Source organism: Streptomyces sp. BK239, assembly GCF_004217285.1.
In the GTDB taxonomy this organism is placed as follows: Bacteria; Actinomycetota; Actinomycetes; order Streptomycetales; family Streptomycetaceae; genus Streptomyces.
The window spans coordinates 1,325,040-1,339,637 of the sequence record NZ_SHKS01000001.1; the positions used below are offsets into that span (position 1 = coordinate 1,325,040).

Below are 14,598 nucleotides of genomic sequence, written 5' to 3' on the forward strand. Positions count from 1 at the left end.
GGGGACTACTCAGTGGGGCATGGAGTGCCGGAACTCGTACTGGAATTGAACGGACGCACCTGGACGCTCGATCCGTCCAGGAACTACACCCTCGGACGTGATCCGCAGGGCGACATCGTCCTCGACGACGCCAGGGTCTCCTGGCGGCACGCCACGGTCAGCTACAACGGCCGCGGTTGGGTCCTGGAGGACCACGGCAGCACCAACGGCACGTACGTGCAGGGCCGGCGGGTCCAGCAGGTGGACATCGGCCCCGGCTCGGCGGTGCACCTGGGCAACGCCACCGACGGGCCGCGCCTGAACCTCTCCGGAGCGGCGGACCCCGTCGCCCAGCCTCAACAGCAGCCGTACGCCGCGCAGTCGGCGAACGCCGGCTGGTCCCAGCCGGCCCCGCCCCAGCCGCAGGCCGACTGGCAGCAGCCGCAACAGCCCGCGCCGCACGTCCCGCAGCAGCCGGGACCCGGCGAGTCGTACGTGTCCAGGGAGGCCGGCGACGGCGCGGGGGCGCCGCCGGTGTACGGCGACCGCAGCCCGACCACGTTCCACCAGTTCTCCTTCGGCCGTGTCATGCGCATCGGCCGTGCCCTGGAGAACGACCTCGTCGTCTCCGACCTCCAGGTCTCCCGCAACCACGCCGAGTTCCACTCGACGCCCGACGGCCGCATGGAGATCCGCGACCTCGGCTCCCACAACGGCACGTACGTCAACGGCCAGCCGATCGCCAAGGGCGCATCACAACTGCTCGGCCCGACCGACGTCGTGGGCGTCGGCCACTCGACGTTCCGGATCGTGGGCGACCGGCTCGAGGAGTTCGTCGACACCGGCGCCGTGTCCTTCTCCGCCCGCCATCTGACCGTCACGGTCGACGGCGGCAAGCAGATCCTGAAGGACGTCTCCTTCGGCGTCCCGGAGAAGTCCCTGGTGGCGGTCATCGGCCCGTCCGGATCCGGCAAGTCCACGCTGCTCAAGGCGCTGACCGGCTACCGGCCCGCCAACGAGGGCGACGTCCTCTACGACAACCGCAACCTGTACAAGCAGTTCGCGGAGCTGCGCCAGCGCATCGGTCTGGTCCCGCAGGACGACATCCTGCACAAGGAGCTGAGCGTCAAGAAGGCCCTCAAGTACGCGGCCAAGCTGCGCTTCCCGGCCGACACCACGGCCGCCGAGCGCGAGGCCCGCATCGACGAGGTGCTGCGCGAGCTGAAGCTCGACATCCACAAGGAGAAGAAGGTCACCTCCCTCTCCGGCGGCCAGCGCAAGCGTGTCTCGGTGGCCCTGGAACTGCTCACCAAGCCGTCGCTGATCTTCCTGGACGAGCCGACCTCCGGCCTCGACCCGGGCATGGACCGCGATGTCATGAAGCTGCTGCGCGACCTCGCCGACGACGGCCGCACGGTCCTCGTCGTCACCCACTCCGTGGCCGAACTCGCCCTGTGCGACAAGCTGCTGGTGATGGCCCCGGGCGGCGCGGTCGCCTACTTCGGACCGCCCGAGGAGGCGCTGAACTTCTTCGGCTACGACACCTGGGCCGACGTCTTCTCCGCCTTCGAGAACTACCGCGACTACGACTGGGCGGGCCGCTGGAAGGGCTCGCAGCACTACCAGATGTACGCCGCGGACATCGACGCCATCGCGCCGCAGTCCGTACAGGTCCCGCCGATGCAGGCGATGAAGCCGCCGAAGCCGCAGGGCTGGATGTCGCAGTTCGTCACACTGGTGCGCCGCTACACTTCGGTGATCGTCTCCGACAAGGGCTTCCTGGCGCTGATGGTGATCCTTCCGGCGGTTCTCGGCGCGGTGAGCCTGCTGATCGACCCGGACCGGGGGCTGCTGCCCAACCCGGTCAACCCGCGCAGCGGCCGGATCATCCCCAACGGCACGGCCACCACCGTCCTGCTGATCCTCGCGGTCGGGGCGTGCTTCGCCGGCGCGGCCAACTCCGTGCGTGAACTGATCAAGGAGCGGGTGATCTACGAGCGGGAGCGTGCGACCGGCCTGTCCCGCTCGGCGTACCTGATGTCCAAGGTGTTCGTGCTGGGCATGATCACCGTGCTGCAGGGCCTGCTGGTCGGCGTCATCGGCCTGTCCAGCCGGGAGATCCCGCAGGAGGGCCTGGTCCTCGGCAAGCTCACGCTGCTGGAGCTGTCCCTGCCGATCATGGCCCTGGGCTTCACGTCGATGATGTTCGGCCTGATCATCTCGGCGCTGGTGAAGACCGCTGAGAAGACCATGCCGCTGCTGGTGATGTTCGCGATCATCCAGGTCGTCTTCACGGGCTGCCTGTTCGCCCTGCACGGCTCGATCGGCGCCAACGAGTTCTCGTACCTGATGCCGTCGCGCTGGGCGGTCGGCGCCGCGGGCGCCACGCTGGACTTCAACCGGATCAGCCCGCCGGAGACGCCCGGCGACAACGACCCGCTGTGGGAGCACACCGTCGGCGCCTGGAGCCTGGACATGGCCGCCCTGATCGCCCTCGGCGTGATCTGCGGGTTCTTCGTGTCCCGCTTCCTGCGCCGGCACGAGCCCGAGGTCATGCGCAAGTAGCGTCGCAGCGGGCCGCGCCCGTACGACGCCCGAGGGCGGCTCCCCGGTCCGGGGTGCCGCCCTTCCGCGTGTCCGTGGGGAGGATCAGTACGCGCTGTCGACGTTGTCCATCGAGCCGTACTTGTCGGCCGCGTAGTTGCACGCGGCGGTGATGTTGGCGACCGGGTCGTAGATGTTCCAGGAGGTGCCCGGGACGTGGTAGGCCGCGAAGGTCGGCGGGATCACCTGCAGCAGACCCTTCGACGGGATGCCGTTGATGGCGTTGATGTCCCAGTTGTTGATCGCCATCGGGTTACCGGAGGACTCGCGCATCACGTTGCGGTGGATGCCGCTGTAGGAGCCGGGGATGCCGTGCTTCTTCATGATGTCGAGCGACTCGCGGATCCAGCCGTCGAGGTTGTTCGAGTAGCTCTTGGCGGCGACCTGCTTGACCGCGACCTGCTGGACGGCGACGCGCTTCGAGGACCGGTTCGCGGCGCGCTCCTCCGCCCGCTCGGCCGCGCGCTCGGCCGCCCGCTCGGCGGCGGCCTTCTTCTTGGCGGCGGCAGCGGCGGCCGCCTCCTTCTTCGCCACGGCGGCAGCGGCGGCGGCCTTCTTCGCGGCCGCCGCGTCCGCGGCCGCCTTCTTCTTCGCCTCGATGGCCTGGACCTTCAGGCTGGCGCCTGCCAGCTGGTCGGTCACACCGGCCTTGACGTCCCGTACCGGCTCGGAGCGGTAGGCGACGTGGGACAGGGGAGCGGCGTCCGTCGTGGTCGTGTGCGCGTCGGCCGGGACCACCGAGAAGGCGATGGCAGCGGCGCCGAGCGTGGCGACACCGGCGATCGCGATCTTGTGAGTGTTCTTGGGCATGCGGAAGGACCTCTTCGAATAGACGGGAGGTCGCTCTTTCGTCCGACGGCGGACACGGGTGCTTTTCCGGCACGAACGCCGCGGTCCGAAACCCGCGGCGCTGAGCGACGAGAGCAATTCTTAGCGGCCGCAAAATCCGGTGGCAAAGGTGTGACGTACGAACCCCGATAGTGGATCAGGGAAGGGCAAAACGGGACAGACCAACACGTCTGTCCCGTTCGGAAGGGGGTAGTTTGTGTCCTATTGACTTTCGTACGTGATGTGCGCCCTATGTGCGGGCTCACATGCCCCCTCGATCCTTCTCACCGGCAGTTGCGCAAGCAATGCTCTGCGTGAGTGTGTGCGACTGCCTCACGCCCCCTGCACGACGCCCGTCCCCGGCAGGAGGAGGTGCACATCGCCGAACTCGTGCCACAGATAGCGCCCCCGCACCGCCTGCGCGTACCCACGCTCCAGCGCGGCCCGCCCCGCCACGGCCTCCAGCATCAGCAGATGCGAGGCCTCCGGCTCGTGCAGCCCGGTCAGCAGAGCGTCCACCGCCCGCACCCCCCGCTCCGGAGTGACGACGAGATCCGTCCACCCCTCACGCGCGCGTACGACCCCGTCCGCCCCGACCGCCGACTCCACGGCCCGCACGGCCGTCGTGCCCACCGCGACCACCCGGCAGCCGGCGGCCCGCGCGGCGCCGATCGCCCGCGCCGACGCCGCGGACACCGCGAACCGCTCCGGATACGGAGGCTCGTGCGCCTCCGCCGAGGCCACCCCCGTGTGGAGCGTCACCGGCGCGAACCCCACACCACGGCTCACCAGCTCCGCCACCAGCCGCGCCGTGAACGGCCGCGCCGCGCTCGGCATCTCCGCACTGCCCGCCCCGTCCGCGGACGGCAGCGCGAACACCGTCTGGTACGCCGACAACGGCTGGTCCCGCTCCGTGTACGCGTACCGGATCGGACGCCCGTGCGCCCGCAGCAGCCCCGGCACCGCCCCATACGACACCCGAGCCCACCACAACCGCCCGCTGCCCCCGCGCAGCGGCTCCTCCAGCACCAGCCCCGCACCGCCCGGCAGCCCCACCCGCGCGCCCGCCGGCCCGCCCGCACGCGCACGCGTGGTCCCCTTCCCGTCCGGATCCCGCAGCTCGACCGCCCACCGGCCGTCGTCACCCCGGGTGGAGAAGTGCACCACCACGGGCGCGGACCCGATCCGCCCGTCCACCGCCGCCGCCAGCGTCGGCGAGGTGTTCACCACCAGCAGATCCCCGGCCCGCAGCACCGACGGCAGCTCACGGAACGCGTGATGCGTCACCTCGGTGCCCCGCGACACCAGCAGCCTTACGTCGTCCCGCTCCCGCCCCGGCCCGCGCCGCTCGGCCGGCACCCGCGCCGACCTCCCCGCCGAAAGCCCGCCCGGCGCCCGCACGGCCGACGACATCACCGCACCTCCAGCAGCGCCGGCGCCGCGTACCGGCCGCTCGCCGGCCGTTCCTCGACCAGCCGCAGGAAGGCCGGCGCCACATCGCCCGGCTCCGGCCGCGCGTCCCCGTCCCCCGGCACCGCCGCCGCGTACAGGTCGGTCGCCATGTCCCCCGGATCCACCGCCCACACCCGCAGCCCCGGCTCCTCCGCCGCGAGCACCGCCGCGAGCTGGTCCAGGGCCGCCTTCGACGCCCCGTAACCGCCCCACGTCGCATACGCCTCGGCCGCCGCGTCCGAACTGACCGCGATCACCGCCCCGGCCGGCGCCGCCCGCAGCAGCGGCAGCGCCTCCTGCACCAGCCCCAGCGCCGCCACCACGTTCACCTCCAGCGCCCGCCGCAACCCGTCCAGGGCCAGCTCCTCCAGCCGCACCAGCGGCTCGACGCCCAGCGCGCTCGCGTTGCTCACCAGCAGATCGCAGCCGCCCAGCTCCCGGGCCGCGGCCACCAGCGCCGAACGGTGCCCCGCGTCCACGACGTCCCCGGCGAGCGCCTCCACCCTCGTCCCGTGCACCGCGACCGCCGCCGCCGTCTCCTTCAGCACCTCCGCGGTCCTGGCGTCCAGGACCAGGTCCCACCCCCGCGCGGCCAGCGCCTCGGCCAGCGCCCGCCCCAGCCCCTTCGACGCCCCCGTGATGATCGCTACCGGCATGACGAACCGTCCCCTCGTCCGAACCGCCGCACGGCGGTCCCCTCACGCTAGGAACGCCCCCGCCCCCACCGCCTCGGCCGTCGGACCGGCGCCACCGGGACCCTTCGTCGTACACCCCGGCGCCCGGGCTCCGCGAGCCACGTCCACGAGAGGGGGACCCCGGACCTAGGTCCGCGGCCCTACCCCGGTGCGTCACGGGTCCGATCCGCGGTGTCGCACCCCGCCGGTACCGTGAGGACATGAGTCAAGGCCCCCGGTCCGGCCTCGCCGCGGTGAGCTCCGCGCTGCTGGCCATGAGCAGGCACCTGGAGGTGCGCGACGTCCTCAAGACGATCGTCGCCTCCGCCCGCGAACTGCTCGACGCGCAGTACGCCGCGCTCGGCGTCCCGGACGACCACGGAGGCTTCGCCCAGTTCGTCGTCGACGGCGTCAGCGAGGAGCAGTGGAAGGCCATCGGCCCCCTGCCCCGCCAGCACGGCATCCTCGCCGCCATGCTCCACCAGGCCCGCCCCGAGCGCCTCGCCGACGTCCGCGAGGACCCCCGCTTCGAGGGCTGGCCCGCCGCCCACCCCGACATGTCCGACTTCCTGGGCCTGCCCATCCGCGACGGCGACGAGATCATCGGCGCCCTCTTCCTGGCCAACAAACTGCGCCCGGAGAACGCGGACACCCCGGACCGGAAGGGCGAGAGCGGCTGCGGCTTCACCGAGGACGACGAGGAACTCCTCTCCATCCTCGCGCAGCACGCCGCGATCGCCCTCACCAACGCCCGCCTCTACGAGCGCAGCCGCGAACTCACCATCGCCGAGGAACGCTCCCGGCTCGCCCACGAGTTGCACGACGCGGTCAGCCAGAAGTTGTTCTCCCTGCGCCTCACGGCCCAGGCCGCCGCCGCCCTCGTCGACCGCGACCCCTCCCGCGCCAAGGGCGAACTCCAGCAGGTCACCACGCTCGCCGCCGAAGCCGCCGACGAACTGCGCGCGGCCGTCGTGGAGTTGCGCCCCGCCGCACTCGACGAGGACGGCCTCGTCGCCACCCTGCGCACCCACGCCCAGGTCCTCGACCGCGCCCACACCGCGCGCGTCACCTTCGCCAGCCGAGGCGTCCGCGCCCTCCCCGCCGCACAGGAGGAGGCCCTGCTGCGCGTCGCCCAGGAGGCGCTGCACAACGCCCTTCGCCACTCCGGGGCCGACCACGTCGACGTCACCCTCCACAAACGCGGCCCCGACACGGTGCTGCGCGTCACCGACGACGGCAAGGGCTTCGACCCCACCACGGTCCGCCGCGCCGGTCGCCACCTCGGCCTGGTCTCGATGCGGGACCGGGCCGGCGGGATCGGCGGCAGCCTGACGGTGGAATCGGCGCCCGGGAAGGGCACCACGATCGAGATGGAGGCCCCCGGTGGCTGACCCAATCAAGGTGCTGCTCGTCGACGACCACCAGGTCGTCCGCCGGGGACTGCGCACGTTCCTCGAGGTGCAGGACGACATCGAAGTCGTCGGCGAGGCCTCCGACGGAGCCGAAGGCGTCGCCCGCGCCGAGGAGTTGAAGCCCGACGTCGTGCTGATGGACGTCAAGATGCCCGGCATGGACGGCGTGGAGGCGCTGCGCACCCTCCGTGAACTCGCCAACCCCGCACGCGTGTTGATCGTCACCAGCTTCACCGAACAGCGCACGGTGGTCCCCGCCCTGCGCGCCGGCGCCGCCGGATACGTCTACAAGGACGTGGACCCCGACGCGCTGGCCGGCGCGATCCGCTCCGTCCACGCCGGGCACATCCTGCTCCAGCCGGAGGTCGCGGGCGCGCTCCTGTCCCAGGAGGAAGCCAACTCGGGCCAGGGCAGGGGAGGTTCGCTCACGGAGCGGGAGCGGGAGGTGCTGGGTCTGATAGCGGACGGCCGCTCCAACCGCGAGATCGCCCGCGCCCTGGTGCTCTCGGAGAAGACGGTCAAGACCCACGTCTCCAACATCCTGATGAAACTCGACCTCGCCGACCGCACCCAGGCCGCCCTGTGGGCCGTACGCCACGGAGCGGCCGGCTGACAGCCGCCGGGTGACGGGGGAGGGGGACGCAGCCGGCACCCCGCCGGGCTCAGGACCGTGCCGCGTTCAGCATCCCGCCGGGTGACGGGGGGAGGGGGACGCAGCCGGCACCCCGCCGGGCTCAGCACCCCGCCGGGCCCGGCTCCCGGCGGGCGCACCCTCACCTCACCCCCACGTCTCCCCGACGGAGTTGTACGCGGCGACCTGCGCCCGCCGGGCCGTCCGCTCCACCGGCCGCAACGCCTCCCCGCGCGCCGCCATCTCGGAAGCGCTCACCGCGCCCCCCTCCCCCCGCTCCTGAGCCAGGGACACCAGCAACGACACCCGCTGCGCCAACTCCAGCACCCGCACCGCCCGAGGCGGATACCCCGGCGCCAGCACCTCCCGCCCCCGCTCCGCCCGCGCCCGGTACGCCTCGATCGCCGCCTCCGCCACCGGCCCCGCCCCCGCCACGTCCAGCCGCGACAGCACGGCCGTCGCCTCCCGCAACGCCTCCGCCAGCTCCCGCTCAGCCTCGCCCAGTGACGGCACATCCGCGGGCGGCGCCTCCCGTACCGCGAGGCAGTGCCACACCACCTCCACGTGCACATCGCCCGAGGGCCCGGCCTCGGACACCTCGGGCACCAGCCCGAACGCCGCCCCGTGACACACCACCGCCTCCCGCGCGTCCAGCGCCCGCGCGTTGAACTCCGGCGGCCCGCTCAACCCCAGCGGATGCCCCGGCGCGGGCAGCGCCAGCCGCAGCCCGCGCACCCCCAGCGCCCGAAGCCGCCCCAGCGCCAGCGTGAGCCCGACGGGAGCCGTCTCGCCGGGCAGCCCCTCCACCCGGTGCACCGCGTCCTCCCCGACGATGGCGAGCACGGCGTCGTCCGGCGAGACAAGTCCGGCCAAAAGGGCGTTTCCCCAAGCAGCAAGGCGACCAGAGCGCGGTTCCGAAAGCATCCCCCCACCCTAGGGCGTGCCTCGAAAGCCCCTGCCCCACTGCCTTAAGGGCGTGAGAGGCACCCCCGTCGACGCCGCGAGCCCCGCCCTCCGGGCGGCCGACGCGGCTTTCGAGGCACGTCCCAGGCTCACTGATCGAAACCCGTCCCGCCGTCGCCCGGAACCGTCGGAAGGGCCCAAGGACCGGACCGAGGGGACGGGTCCCCCGACCGGTGGCGTAGATTTTCCCGGAGGGCCGCGCCCACCCGCGCGCGGCGGTCCGAGCCACAGGCGTACGCGACGACCGAGTCCGGCCACACTGCAAGGGGAGACAACGCGCTCATGAGCGATGTTCTGGAGCTTCAGGACGTATCCGTGGTCCGTGAGGGCCGGGCTCTCGTGGACCAGGTCTCCTGGTCGGTCAAGGAGGGCGAGCGCTGGGTCATCCTCGGCCCCAACGGAGCCGGCAAGACGACCCTGCTGAACGTCGCCTCCAGCTACCTCTACCCGAGCAAGGGCACCGCCACCATCCTCGGCGAGACCCTCGGGACCCCCGGCACCGACGTCTTCGAGCTGCGCCCCCGCATCGGCATGGCCGGCATCGCCATGGCCGACAAGCTGCCCAAGAGCCAGACGGTCCTGCAGACCGTCCTCACCGCCGCCTACGGCATGACGGCCGGCTGGCAGGAGGAGTACGAGGCCGTCGACGAGCAGCGCGCCCGCGCCTTCCTCGACCGCCTCGGCATGAGCGACTACCTGGAGCGCAGGTTCGGCACCCTCTCCGAGGGCGAGCGCAAGCGCGCCCTCATCGCCCGCGCCCTGATGACCGACCCCGAGCTGCTCCTCCTCGACGAGCCCGCCGCCGGCCTCGACCTCGGCGGCCGCGAGGACCTCGTACGCCGCCTCGGCCGCCTCGCCCGCGACCCCATCGCCCCGTCGATGATCATGGTCACGCACCACGTCGAGGAGATCGCCCCCGGCTTCACCCACGTCCTCATGATCCGCCAGGGCAAGGTCCTCGCCGCCGGCCCGGTCGAGCTGGAGCTCACCTCCCGCAACCTCTCCCACTGCTTCGGCCTGCCCCTCGTCGTGGAACAGGTCGGCGACCGCTGGACCGCCCAGGGCCTCCCGATGTCCTGACCCGCCCCCGCGGACGGCACATCCCGGCGACCGCCCCCTTTCGCGCCCTGTCGACAGGGGGACCCTCGGTCCTACGATGAACGCGTGGACGACATCGACGCGTGGGTGTGGTGGCTCGTCGGCGCGGCAGCACTGGGCATTCCGCTCGTGGTGACCGCCATGCCGGAGTTCGGCATGTTCGCGGCCGGCGCCGTCGCGGCCGCGGTCGCCGCGGGACTCGGCTTCGGCGCCGTCACCCAAGTCCTCGTGTTCGTCGCGGTGTCCGTCGCCCTCATCGCCGTAGTCCGCCCCATCGCGAACCGGCATCGCACCCAGCGCCCCCAATTCGCCACCGGAGTGGACGCGTTGCGCGGAAAGCAGGCCGTCGTCCTGGAACGCGTCGACGGCTCGGGCGGACGCGTCAAGCTCGCCGGGGAGGTCTGGTCGGCCCGAGCGCTCGACACGGACCGCGCCTACGAGGTCGGACAGGAGGTCGACGTCGTGGAGATCGAGGGGGCCACGGCGATCGTCATCTGACCCCGCGCATCCGGCCCCGCACAGCTGACCTTGCACAACTCCCGCACGACGTAAGTGAACCGAACGGCCCACGAGCCACACGACGGTCTGTCAGACTCGACCAGCAAGATCTTCGACAAGCATAAGATCTTCCAGAAGCGCCGAGGCGGAGAAGGGTACGGGGAACGCGATGGAACCGGTCATCATCGTCCTGATCATCCTGGTGGTGTTGGTCTTCATCGCCCTGATCAAGACGATCCAGGTCATCCCGCAGGCGAGCGCCGCCATCGTCGAGCGCTTCGGCCGCTACACGCGGACGCTCAACGCGGGCCTCAACATCGTCGTCCCGTTCATCGACACCATCCGCAACCGCATCGACCTGCGCGAACAGGTCGTGCCCTTCCCGCCCCAGCCGGTGATCACCCAGGACAACCTGGTCGTCAACATCGACACGGTCATCTACTACCAGGTCACCGACGCCCGGGCCGCCACCTACGAAGTCGCCAGCTACATCCAGGCGATCGAGCAGCTCACCGTCACCACCCTGCGCAACATCATCGGCGGCATGGACCTCGAACGCACCCTGACCTCCCGCGAGGAGATCAACGCGGCCCTGCGCGGCGTCCTCGACGAAGCGACCGGCAAGTGGGGCATCCGCGTCAACCGCGTCGAGCTCAAGGCCATCGAACCGCCCACCTCCATCCAGGACTCGATGGAGAAGCAGATGCGCGCCGACCGCGACAAGCGCGCCGCGATCCTCACCGCCGAAGGCACCCGCCAGGCGGCCATCCTCACCGCCGAGGGCGAGAAGCAGTCCCAGATCCTGCGCGCGGAGGGCGAGGCCAAGGCCGCCGCCCTGCGCGCCGAAGGCGAAGCCCAGGCCGTGCGCACGGTCTTCGAGGCCATCCACGCCGGCGACCCGGACCAGAAGCTGCTCTCCTACCAGTACCTCCAGATGCTCCCGAAGATCGCCGAGGGCGACGCCAACAAGCTCTGGATCGTCCCCAGCGAGATCGGCGACGCCCTCAAGGGTCTCTCCGGCGCCATGGGCAACTTCGGCAACTTCGGCGGCGGTTCGAGCAGCGGCACCAACGGCGGCAGCACCGAGAAGCGCATCCCGGAACGCCGCGAGAAGCCGTCGATCGACTGACGGCACCTCAGGGCCCCCAGGGACACACGGCTAGGCCGCGTCCACGGACAGCCACTCCGGCAACGCGGCCAGGTCCTCCTGACCGAGCGCCAGCAACATCGCGTCCTGAGGCGAGGGTTCGAACGGCTCCCGCAGCAACGGCATCCCCGCCTGCTCCGGAGTCCGGTCCGCCTTACGGTGGTTGTCCTCCGCGCACGAGGCGACCGTGTTCAGCCACGAGTCCCGCCCGCCCTGCGCCCGCGGCACCACGTGGTCCACGGTCGTCGCCCGCCGTCCGCAGTACGCGCACCGGTGCCGGTCCCTGACCAGCACCCCTCGCCTCGACCACGGTGCTTGTCTTCGGAACGGCACCCGCACGAACCTGCACAGCCGGATCACCCGGGGCGCCGGTATGTCGACCGCGGCTCCCCGCATCCGCAGTTCGGGGTGGGCCTGCTCGACGACAGCCTTGTCCTGAAGCACGAGAACGACGGCTCGGTTCAACGTCACCGTCGACAGCGGCTCGAAGCTCGCGTTCAGTACCAGCGTGTCCCGCATACCAGCCCACCTCCTGTGTGCACCGGCCCACCCCCTGGCGGGCTGGGATCAACTCTGGCCGGGCACGCCGAGATGGACAACGCAATATCTGCTGCTCCGAAGCGGGGTGGCCCCCGCGACCCCGGCAACAAAAATGCCCGCCTCTGATCAATTCCAAGACCAGAGGCGGGCAAACGTTGAATGAACGATGACGAGGTCAGTTCCCGGCGGAAACCTCGTACTCACCGATCAGCTGTGCGCGCGCGAGCGTGTGGAAGCGCAGGTTGAAACCGACCGCGGCCGGCGACGCGTCGGAGTCCGGCCCCAGCTTCTCCTGGTCCACCGCGTACACCGTGAACACGTACCGGTGCGGACCGTCCCCGGGCGGCGGAGCGGCACCCACGAACTCCTTGGTCCCGGCGTCGTTGCGCGCGTGCACGGCGCCCTCCGGCAGCCCCTCGAACTTGCCGCTGCCCGCACCGACCGGCAGCTCCGTCACCGAGGCCGGAAGGTCGAAGACGACCCAGTGCCAGAACCCGCTCCCCGTCGGAGCGTCGGGGTCGTAGCAGGTCACGGCGAAGCTCTTGGTCTCCGGCGGAAAGCCCTCCCACCGCAGGTGCGGCGAGGTGTTCCCCGCCGCCTGGACCTGAGCACTCCTGAGCGTCGCCCCTTCCACGACGTCCTCGCTCGTCACCGTGAACGACGGCACGGGCGGATGGAAGTCGTGGGGCAGCGGCCGCCGCTTGAGCTCGGTCACCTCGGTACCTCCTGAATCGGTTCTGGAGTCAGTAGTTCCGTTCCGTGCCGAGCCTAGAACAGGCTAGAACCAGTTGCGCTTGCTGCCGACCTCGGAGAGCCACTGGTTGAGGTACGCCGCCCAGTCGGTCCCCTGGTAGTCGTGCAGCCCCACCTGGAAGGAACGGAATGTGTCGCTGCCCTCGCTGAACAGCCCGGGCTTCTTGTCCATCTCCAGCACGACGTCCATGGCGTGCGCGTCGGCCACGAAGCTCAGCTCGACCTGGTTCAGCCCGCGGTACTGCGCCGGCGGGTAGAACTCGATCTCCTGGTAGAAGGGCAGCTTCTGCCGGGTACCCCGGATGACGCCGCGCTCGAGGTCCGCGCTCTTGAAACGGAAGCCCAGCTGGATGAAGGCGTCCAGGATCGCCTTCTGCGCCGGAAGCGGGTGCACGTTGATCGGGTCCAGGTCGCCGGAGTCCACGGCCCGGGCGATCTCCAGCTCGGTCGTCACCCCGATGTTCATCCCGCGCAGCGCCTGACCGTCGATCATCGTGACCGGCGTCTCCCACGGGATCTCCAGCCCGAACGGCACCGCGTGCACCGCGCCGGCCTGCAGCTCGAACGCCCCGCCCAGCCGCTGCTTGGTGAACTCGATGTCCTGCTTGTACTCCTGGTCGCCGCTCTCCACCTCGACCTTGGCCTGCAGACCGACCGACAGCCCCTCGATCTGCTGGTTGACGGAGCCGCCCTGGATGCGCACCTCGCCCTGGACGACGCCGCCCGGGACGACGTTGGCCTCGGTCAGCACCGTCTCCACCGAAGCACCGCCGGCCCCGAGACTCGCGAGCAGCTTCTTGAACGCCATGACTCTCCCTCTACGACCTACGACCTCTGTGACGGGATCCCTGATCCCTACAAACGCGATCCGGCCGCGGCCGGTTCCGCGATCCCACCCTGGCAAGCCGAGTGCCCGCTGACCACCCCCGACGCACCCACCCGGCTGCACTACGCTCGGCGGGCATGATCGCGACCCCCGACCGTACGCCCCTGCCCCGGTCCTTCTTCGACCGCCCCGTCCTGGAAGTCGCCCCCGACCTCCTCGGCCGCCTCCTCGTCCGCACGACCCCGGACGGTCCGATCACCCTGCGCCTCACGGAGGTCGAGGCCTACGACGGCCCGAACGACCCCGGCTCACACGCCTATCGCGGCCGCACGGCCCGCAACGACACGATGTTCGGCCCACCCGGACACGTGTACGTCTACTTCACCTACGGCATGTGGCACTGCATGAACCTCGTGTGCGGTCCCGAGGGGCGGGCGAGCGCGGTCCTGCTTCGTGCCGGCGAGATCGTCGAGGGGGCCGAGCCGGCGCGCAAACGTCGGCTCTCGGCCCGCAACGACAATGAACTCGCCAAAGGTCCCGCCCGCCTGGCGACCGCTCTGGACGTCGACCGATCCCTCGACGGAACGGACGCCTGCACCGCCGGGGCCACCCCCCTGCGCGTCCTGGCGGGTACGCCCCTTGCGTCCGACCTGGTGCGCAACGGCCCCCGCACCGGAGTCTCCGGAGAAGGGGCCGTGCACCCCTGGCGTTACTGGGCAGCTGACGACCCGACGGTGAGCCCGTACCGGGCCCATGTACCGAGGCGCCGGCGAAGTTGACTCGCCCTGGGCCGGGGCGTAATGTAGCCCGAGCCGCTTGACCCGGTTACGGCGTTCGCCAGTAGCTGGAAGCGGCCAACCCACTACCTACGACGCCCCTCAGCGGGGTCGAATTCGTCATGTCCGCATGCCTGAATTCGAATCTCGATCGACTCGATTATGAGTTGGCGAAGGGATCGGCTAACGTAGTGAATGTCGAAAGGCCGACAGGCGAAAGCCGGAAGCCCGAAGACAAACCCGCCGACTGGGAATCGGACGCCGAAAGGGTCTGATAGAGTCGGAAACGCAAGACCGAAGGGAAGCGCCCGGAGGAAAGCCTGAGAGAGTCTCTCGGGTGAGTACAAAGGAAGCGTCCGTTCCTTGAGAACTCAACAGCGTGCCAAAAATCAACGCCAGATATGTTGATACCCCGTC

General features: G+C 70.9%; 14 protein-coding genes. 7 read left to right on the forward strand and 7 right to left on the reverse strand.

Annotated elements, in window-relative coordinates:
* Nucleotides 1–24: 24 nt before the first annotated feature.
* Nucleotides 25–2,544: an FHA domain-containing protein gene (locus EV567_RS05845; RefSeq protein ID WP_165430306.1), complete on the forward strand. Its 2,520-nt coding sequence runs from the start codon at nt 25–27 to the stop codon at nt 2,542–2,544.
* An 84-nt stretch (nt 2,545–2,628) separates the two neighbouring features.
* On the opposite strand, the gene EV567_RS05850 is transcribed toward EV567_RS05845, so the two are convergent.
* The 3 genes from EV567_RS05850 to EV567_RS05860 form a co-directional block, all read right to left on the reverse strand.
* Nucleotides 2,629–3,393, reverse strand: coding sequence for a transglycosylase SLT domain-containing protein (locus tag EV567_RS05850; protein ID WP_130437487.1), 765 nt, complete (start codon nt 3,391–3,393; stop codon nt 2,629–2,631).
* Nucleotides 3,394–3,744: 351 nt separating this feature from the next.
* A complete protein-coding gene (locus tag EV567_RS05855; protein WP_130437488.1) occupies nt 3,745–4,824 on the reverse strand; it encodes an S-adenosylmethionine:tRNA ribosyltransferase-isomerase in 1,080 nt (359 codons plus the stop codon).
* Nucleotides 4,824–5,519 (reverse strand): SDR family oxidoreductase, encoded by a 696-nt coding sequence (locus EV567_RS05860; protein ID WP_130437489.1) that lies wholly within the window; start codon nt 5,517–5,519, stop codon nt 4,824–4,826. Before EV567_RS05860 ends, EV567_RS05855 begins: the two co-directional genes overlap by 1 nt.
* Nucleotides 5,520–5,758: 239 nt before the next feature.
* On the opposite strand from EV567_RS05860, the gene EV567_RS05865 reads away from it, so the two are divergent.
* On the forward strand, nt 5,759–6,928 hold the full coding sequence (locus tag EV567_RS05865; RefSeq protein ID WP_130437490.1) for a GAF domain-containing sensor histidine kinase: 1,170 nt from the start codon (nt 5,759–5,761) through the stop codon (nt 6,926–6,928).
* Complete coding sequence (locus EV567_RS05870) at nt 6,921–7,562, forward strand: response regulator transcription factor (protein WP_130437491.1); 642 nt, start codon at nt 6,921–6,923, stop codon at nt 7,560–7,562. The genes EV567_RS05865 and EV567_RS05870 overlap by 8 nt, the downstream gene beginning before the upstream one ends.
* Before the next feature lie 165 nt (nt 7,563–7,727).
* Here EV567_RS05870 and EV567_RS05875 read toward each other — a convergent pair whose 3' ends face one another.
* Complete coding sequence (locus EV567_RS05875; protein WP_130437492.1) at nt 7,728–8,504, reverse strand: hypothetical protein; 777 nt, start codon at nt 8,502–8,504, stop codon at nt 7,728–7,730.
* A 321-nt stretch (nt 8,505–8,825) separates the two neighbouring features.
* Here EV567_RS05875 and EV567_RS05880 point away from each other — a divergent pair, with 321 nt between their 5' ends.
* The 3 genes from EV567_RS05880 (at nt 8,826) to EV567_RS05890 (ending at nt 11,268) form a co-directional block, all read left to right on the forward strand.
* Nucleotides 8,826–9,623, forward strand: coding sequence for an ABC transporter ATP-binding protein (locus EV567_RS05880; RefSeq protein ID WP_130437493.1), 798 nt, complete (start codon nt 8,826–8,828; stop codon nt 9,621–9,623).
* A gap of 84 nt (nt 9,624–9,707) precedes the next feature.
* Nucleotides 9,708–10,139, forward strand: a complete 432-nt coding sequence (locus EV567_RS05885; protein WP_130437494.1) for an NfeD family protein — start codon at nt 9,708–9,710, stop codon at nt 10,137–10,139.
* 169 nt (nt 10,140–10,308) lie between these two features.
* Nucleotides 10,309–11,268, forward strand: a complete 960-nt coding sequence (locus tag EV567_RS05890; RefSeq protein ID WP_130437495.1) for an SPFH domain-containing protein — start codon at nt 10,309–10,311, stop codon at nt 11,266–11,268.
* Between the two features lie 30 nt (nt 11,269–11,298).
* Here the strand turns inward: EV567_RS05890 and EV567_RS05895 are convergent, their stop codons facing one another.
* From EV567_RS05895 to EV567_RS05905, 3 genes are all read right to left on the reverse strand, one after another.
* Entirely contained in the window at nt 11,299–11,805 is a 507-nt protein-coding gene (locus EV567_RS05895) for an HNH endonuclease (RefSeq protein ID WP_130437496.1), read from the reverse strand.
* A gap of 196 nt (nt 11,806–12,001) precedes the next feature.
* A complete protein-coding gene (locus EV567_RS05900) occupies nt 12,002–12,541 on the reverse strand; it encodes a YbhB/YbcL family Raf kinase inhibitor-like protein (protein WP_130437497.1) in 540 nt (179 codons plus the stop codon).
* Between the two features lie 63 nt (nt 12,542–12,604).
* Nucleotides 12,605–13,387: a sporulation protein gene (locus EV567_RS05905; RefSeq protein ID WP_130437498.1), complete on the reverse strand. Its 783-nt coding sequence runs from the start codon at nt 13,385–13,387 to the stop codon at nt 12,605–12,607.
* Nucleotides 13,388–13,542: 155 nt separating this feature from the next.
* Here EV567_RS05905 and EV567_RS05910 point away from each other — a divergent pair, with 155 nt between their 5' ends.
* On the forward strand, nt 13,543–14,184 hold the full coding sequence (locus EV567_RS05910; RefSeq protein ID WP_130437499.1) for a DNA-3-methyladenine glycosylase: 642 nt from the start codon (nt 13,543–13,545) through the stop codon (nt 14,182–14,184).
* The last annotated feature ends 414 nt before the right edge of the window (nt 14,185–14,598 follow it).

Bases quoted from the DNA above. Each gene is read 5' to 3' on its own strand.
- EV567_RS05850 (WP_130437487.1), bottom strand. From the start codon at position 3,393: ATGCCCAAGAACACTCACAAGATCGCGATCGCCGGTGTCGCCACGCTC.
- EV567_RS05855 (WP_130437488.1), bottom strand. From the start codon at position 4,824: ATGTCGTCGGCCGTGCGGGCGCCGGGCGGGCTTTCGGCGGGGAGGTCG.
- EV567_RS05860 (WP_130437489.1), bottom strand. From the start codon at position 5,519: ATGCCGGTAGCGATCATCACGGGGGCGTCGAAGGGGCTGGGGCGGGCG.
- EV567_RS05865 (WP_130437490.1), top strand. From the start codon at position 5,759: ATGAGTCAAGGCCCCCGGTCCGGCCTCGCCGCGGTGAGCTCCGCGCTG.
- EV567_RS05875 (WP_130437492.1), bottom strand. From the start codon at position 8,504: ATGCTTTCGGAACCGCGCTCTGGTCGCCTTGCTGCTTGGGGAAACGCC.
- EV567_RS05880 (WP_130437493.1), top strand. From the start codon at position 8,826: ATGAGCGATGTTCTGGAGCTTCAGGACGTATCCGTGGTCCGTGAGGGC.
- EV567_RS05890 (WP_130437495.1), top strand. From the start codon at position 10,309: ATGGAACCGGTCATCATCGTCCTGATCATCCTGGTGGTGTTGGTCTTC.
- EV567_RS05895 (WP_130437496.1), bottom strand. From the start codon at position 11,805: ATGCGGGACACGCTGGTACTGAACGCGAGCTTCGAGCCGCTGTCGACG.
- EV567_RS05905 (WP_130437498.1), bottom strand. From the start codon at position 13,387: ATGGCGTTCAAGAAGCTGCTCGCGAGTCTCGGGGCCGGCGGTGCTTCG.
- EV567_RS05910 (WP_130437499.1), top strand. From the start codon at position 13,543: ATGATCGCGACCCCCGACCGTACGCCCCTGCCCCGGTCCTTCTTCGAC.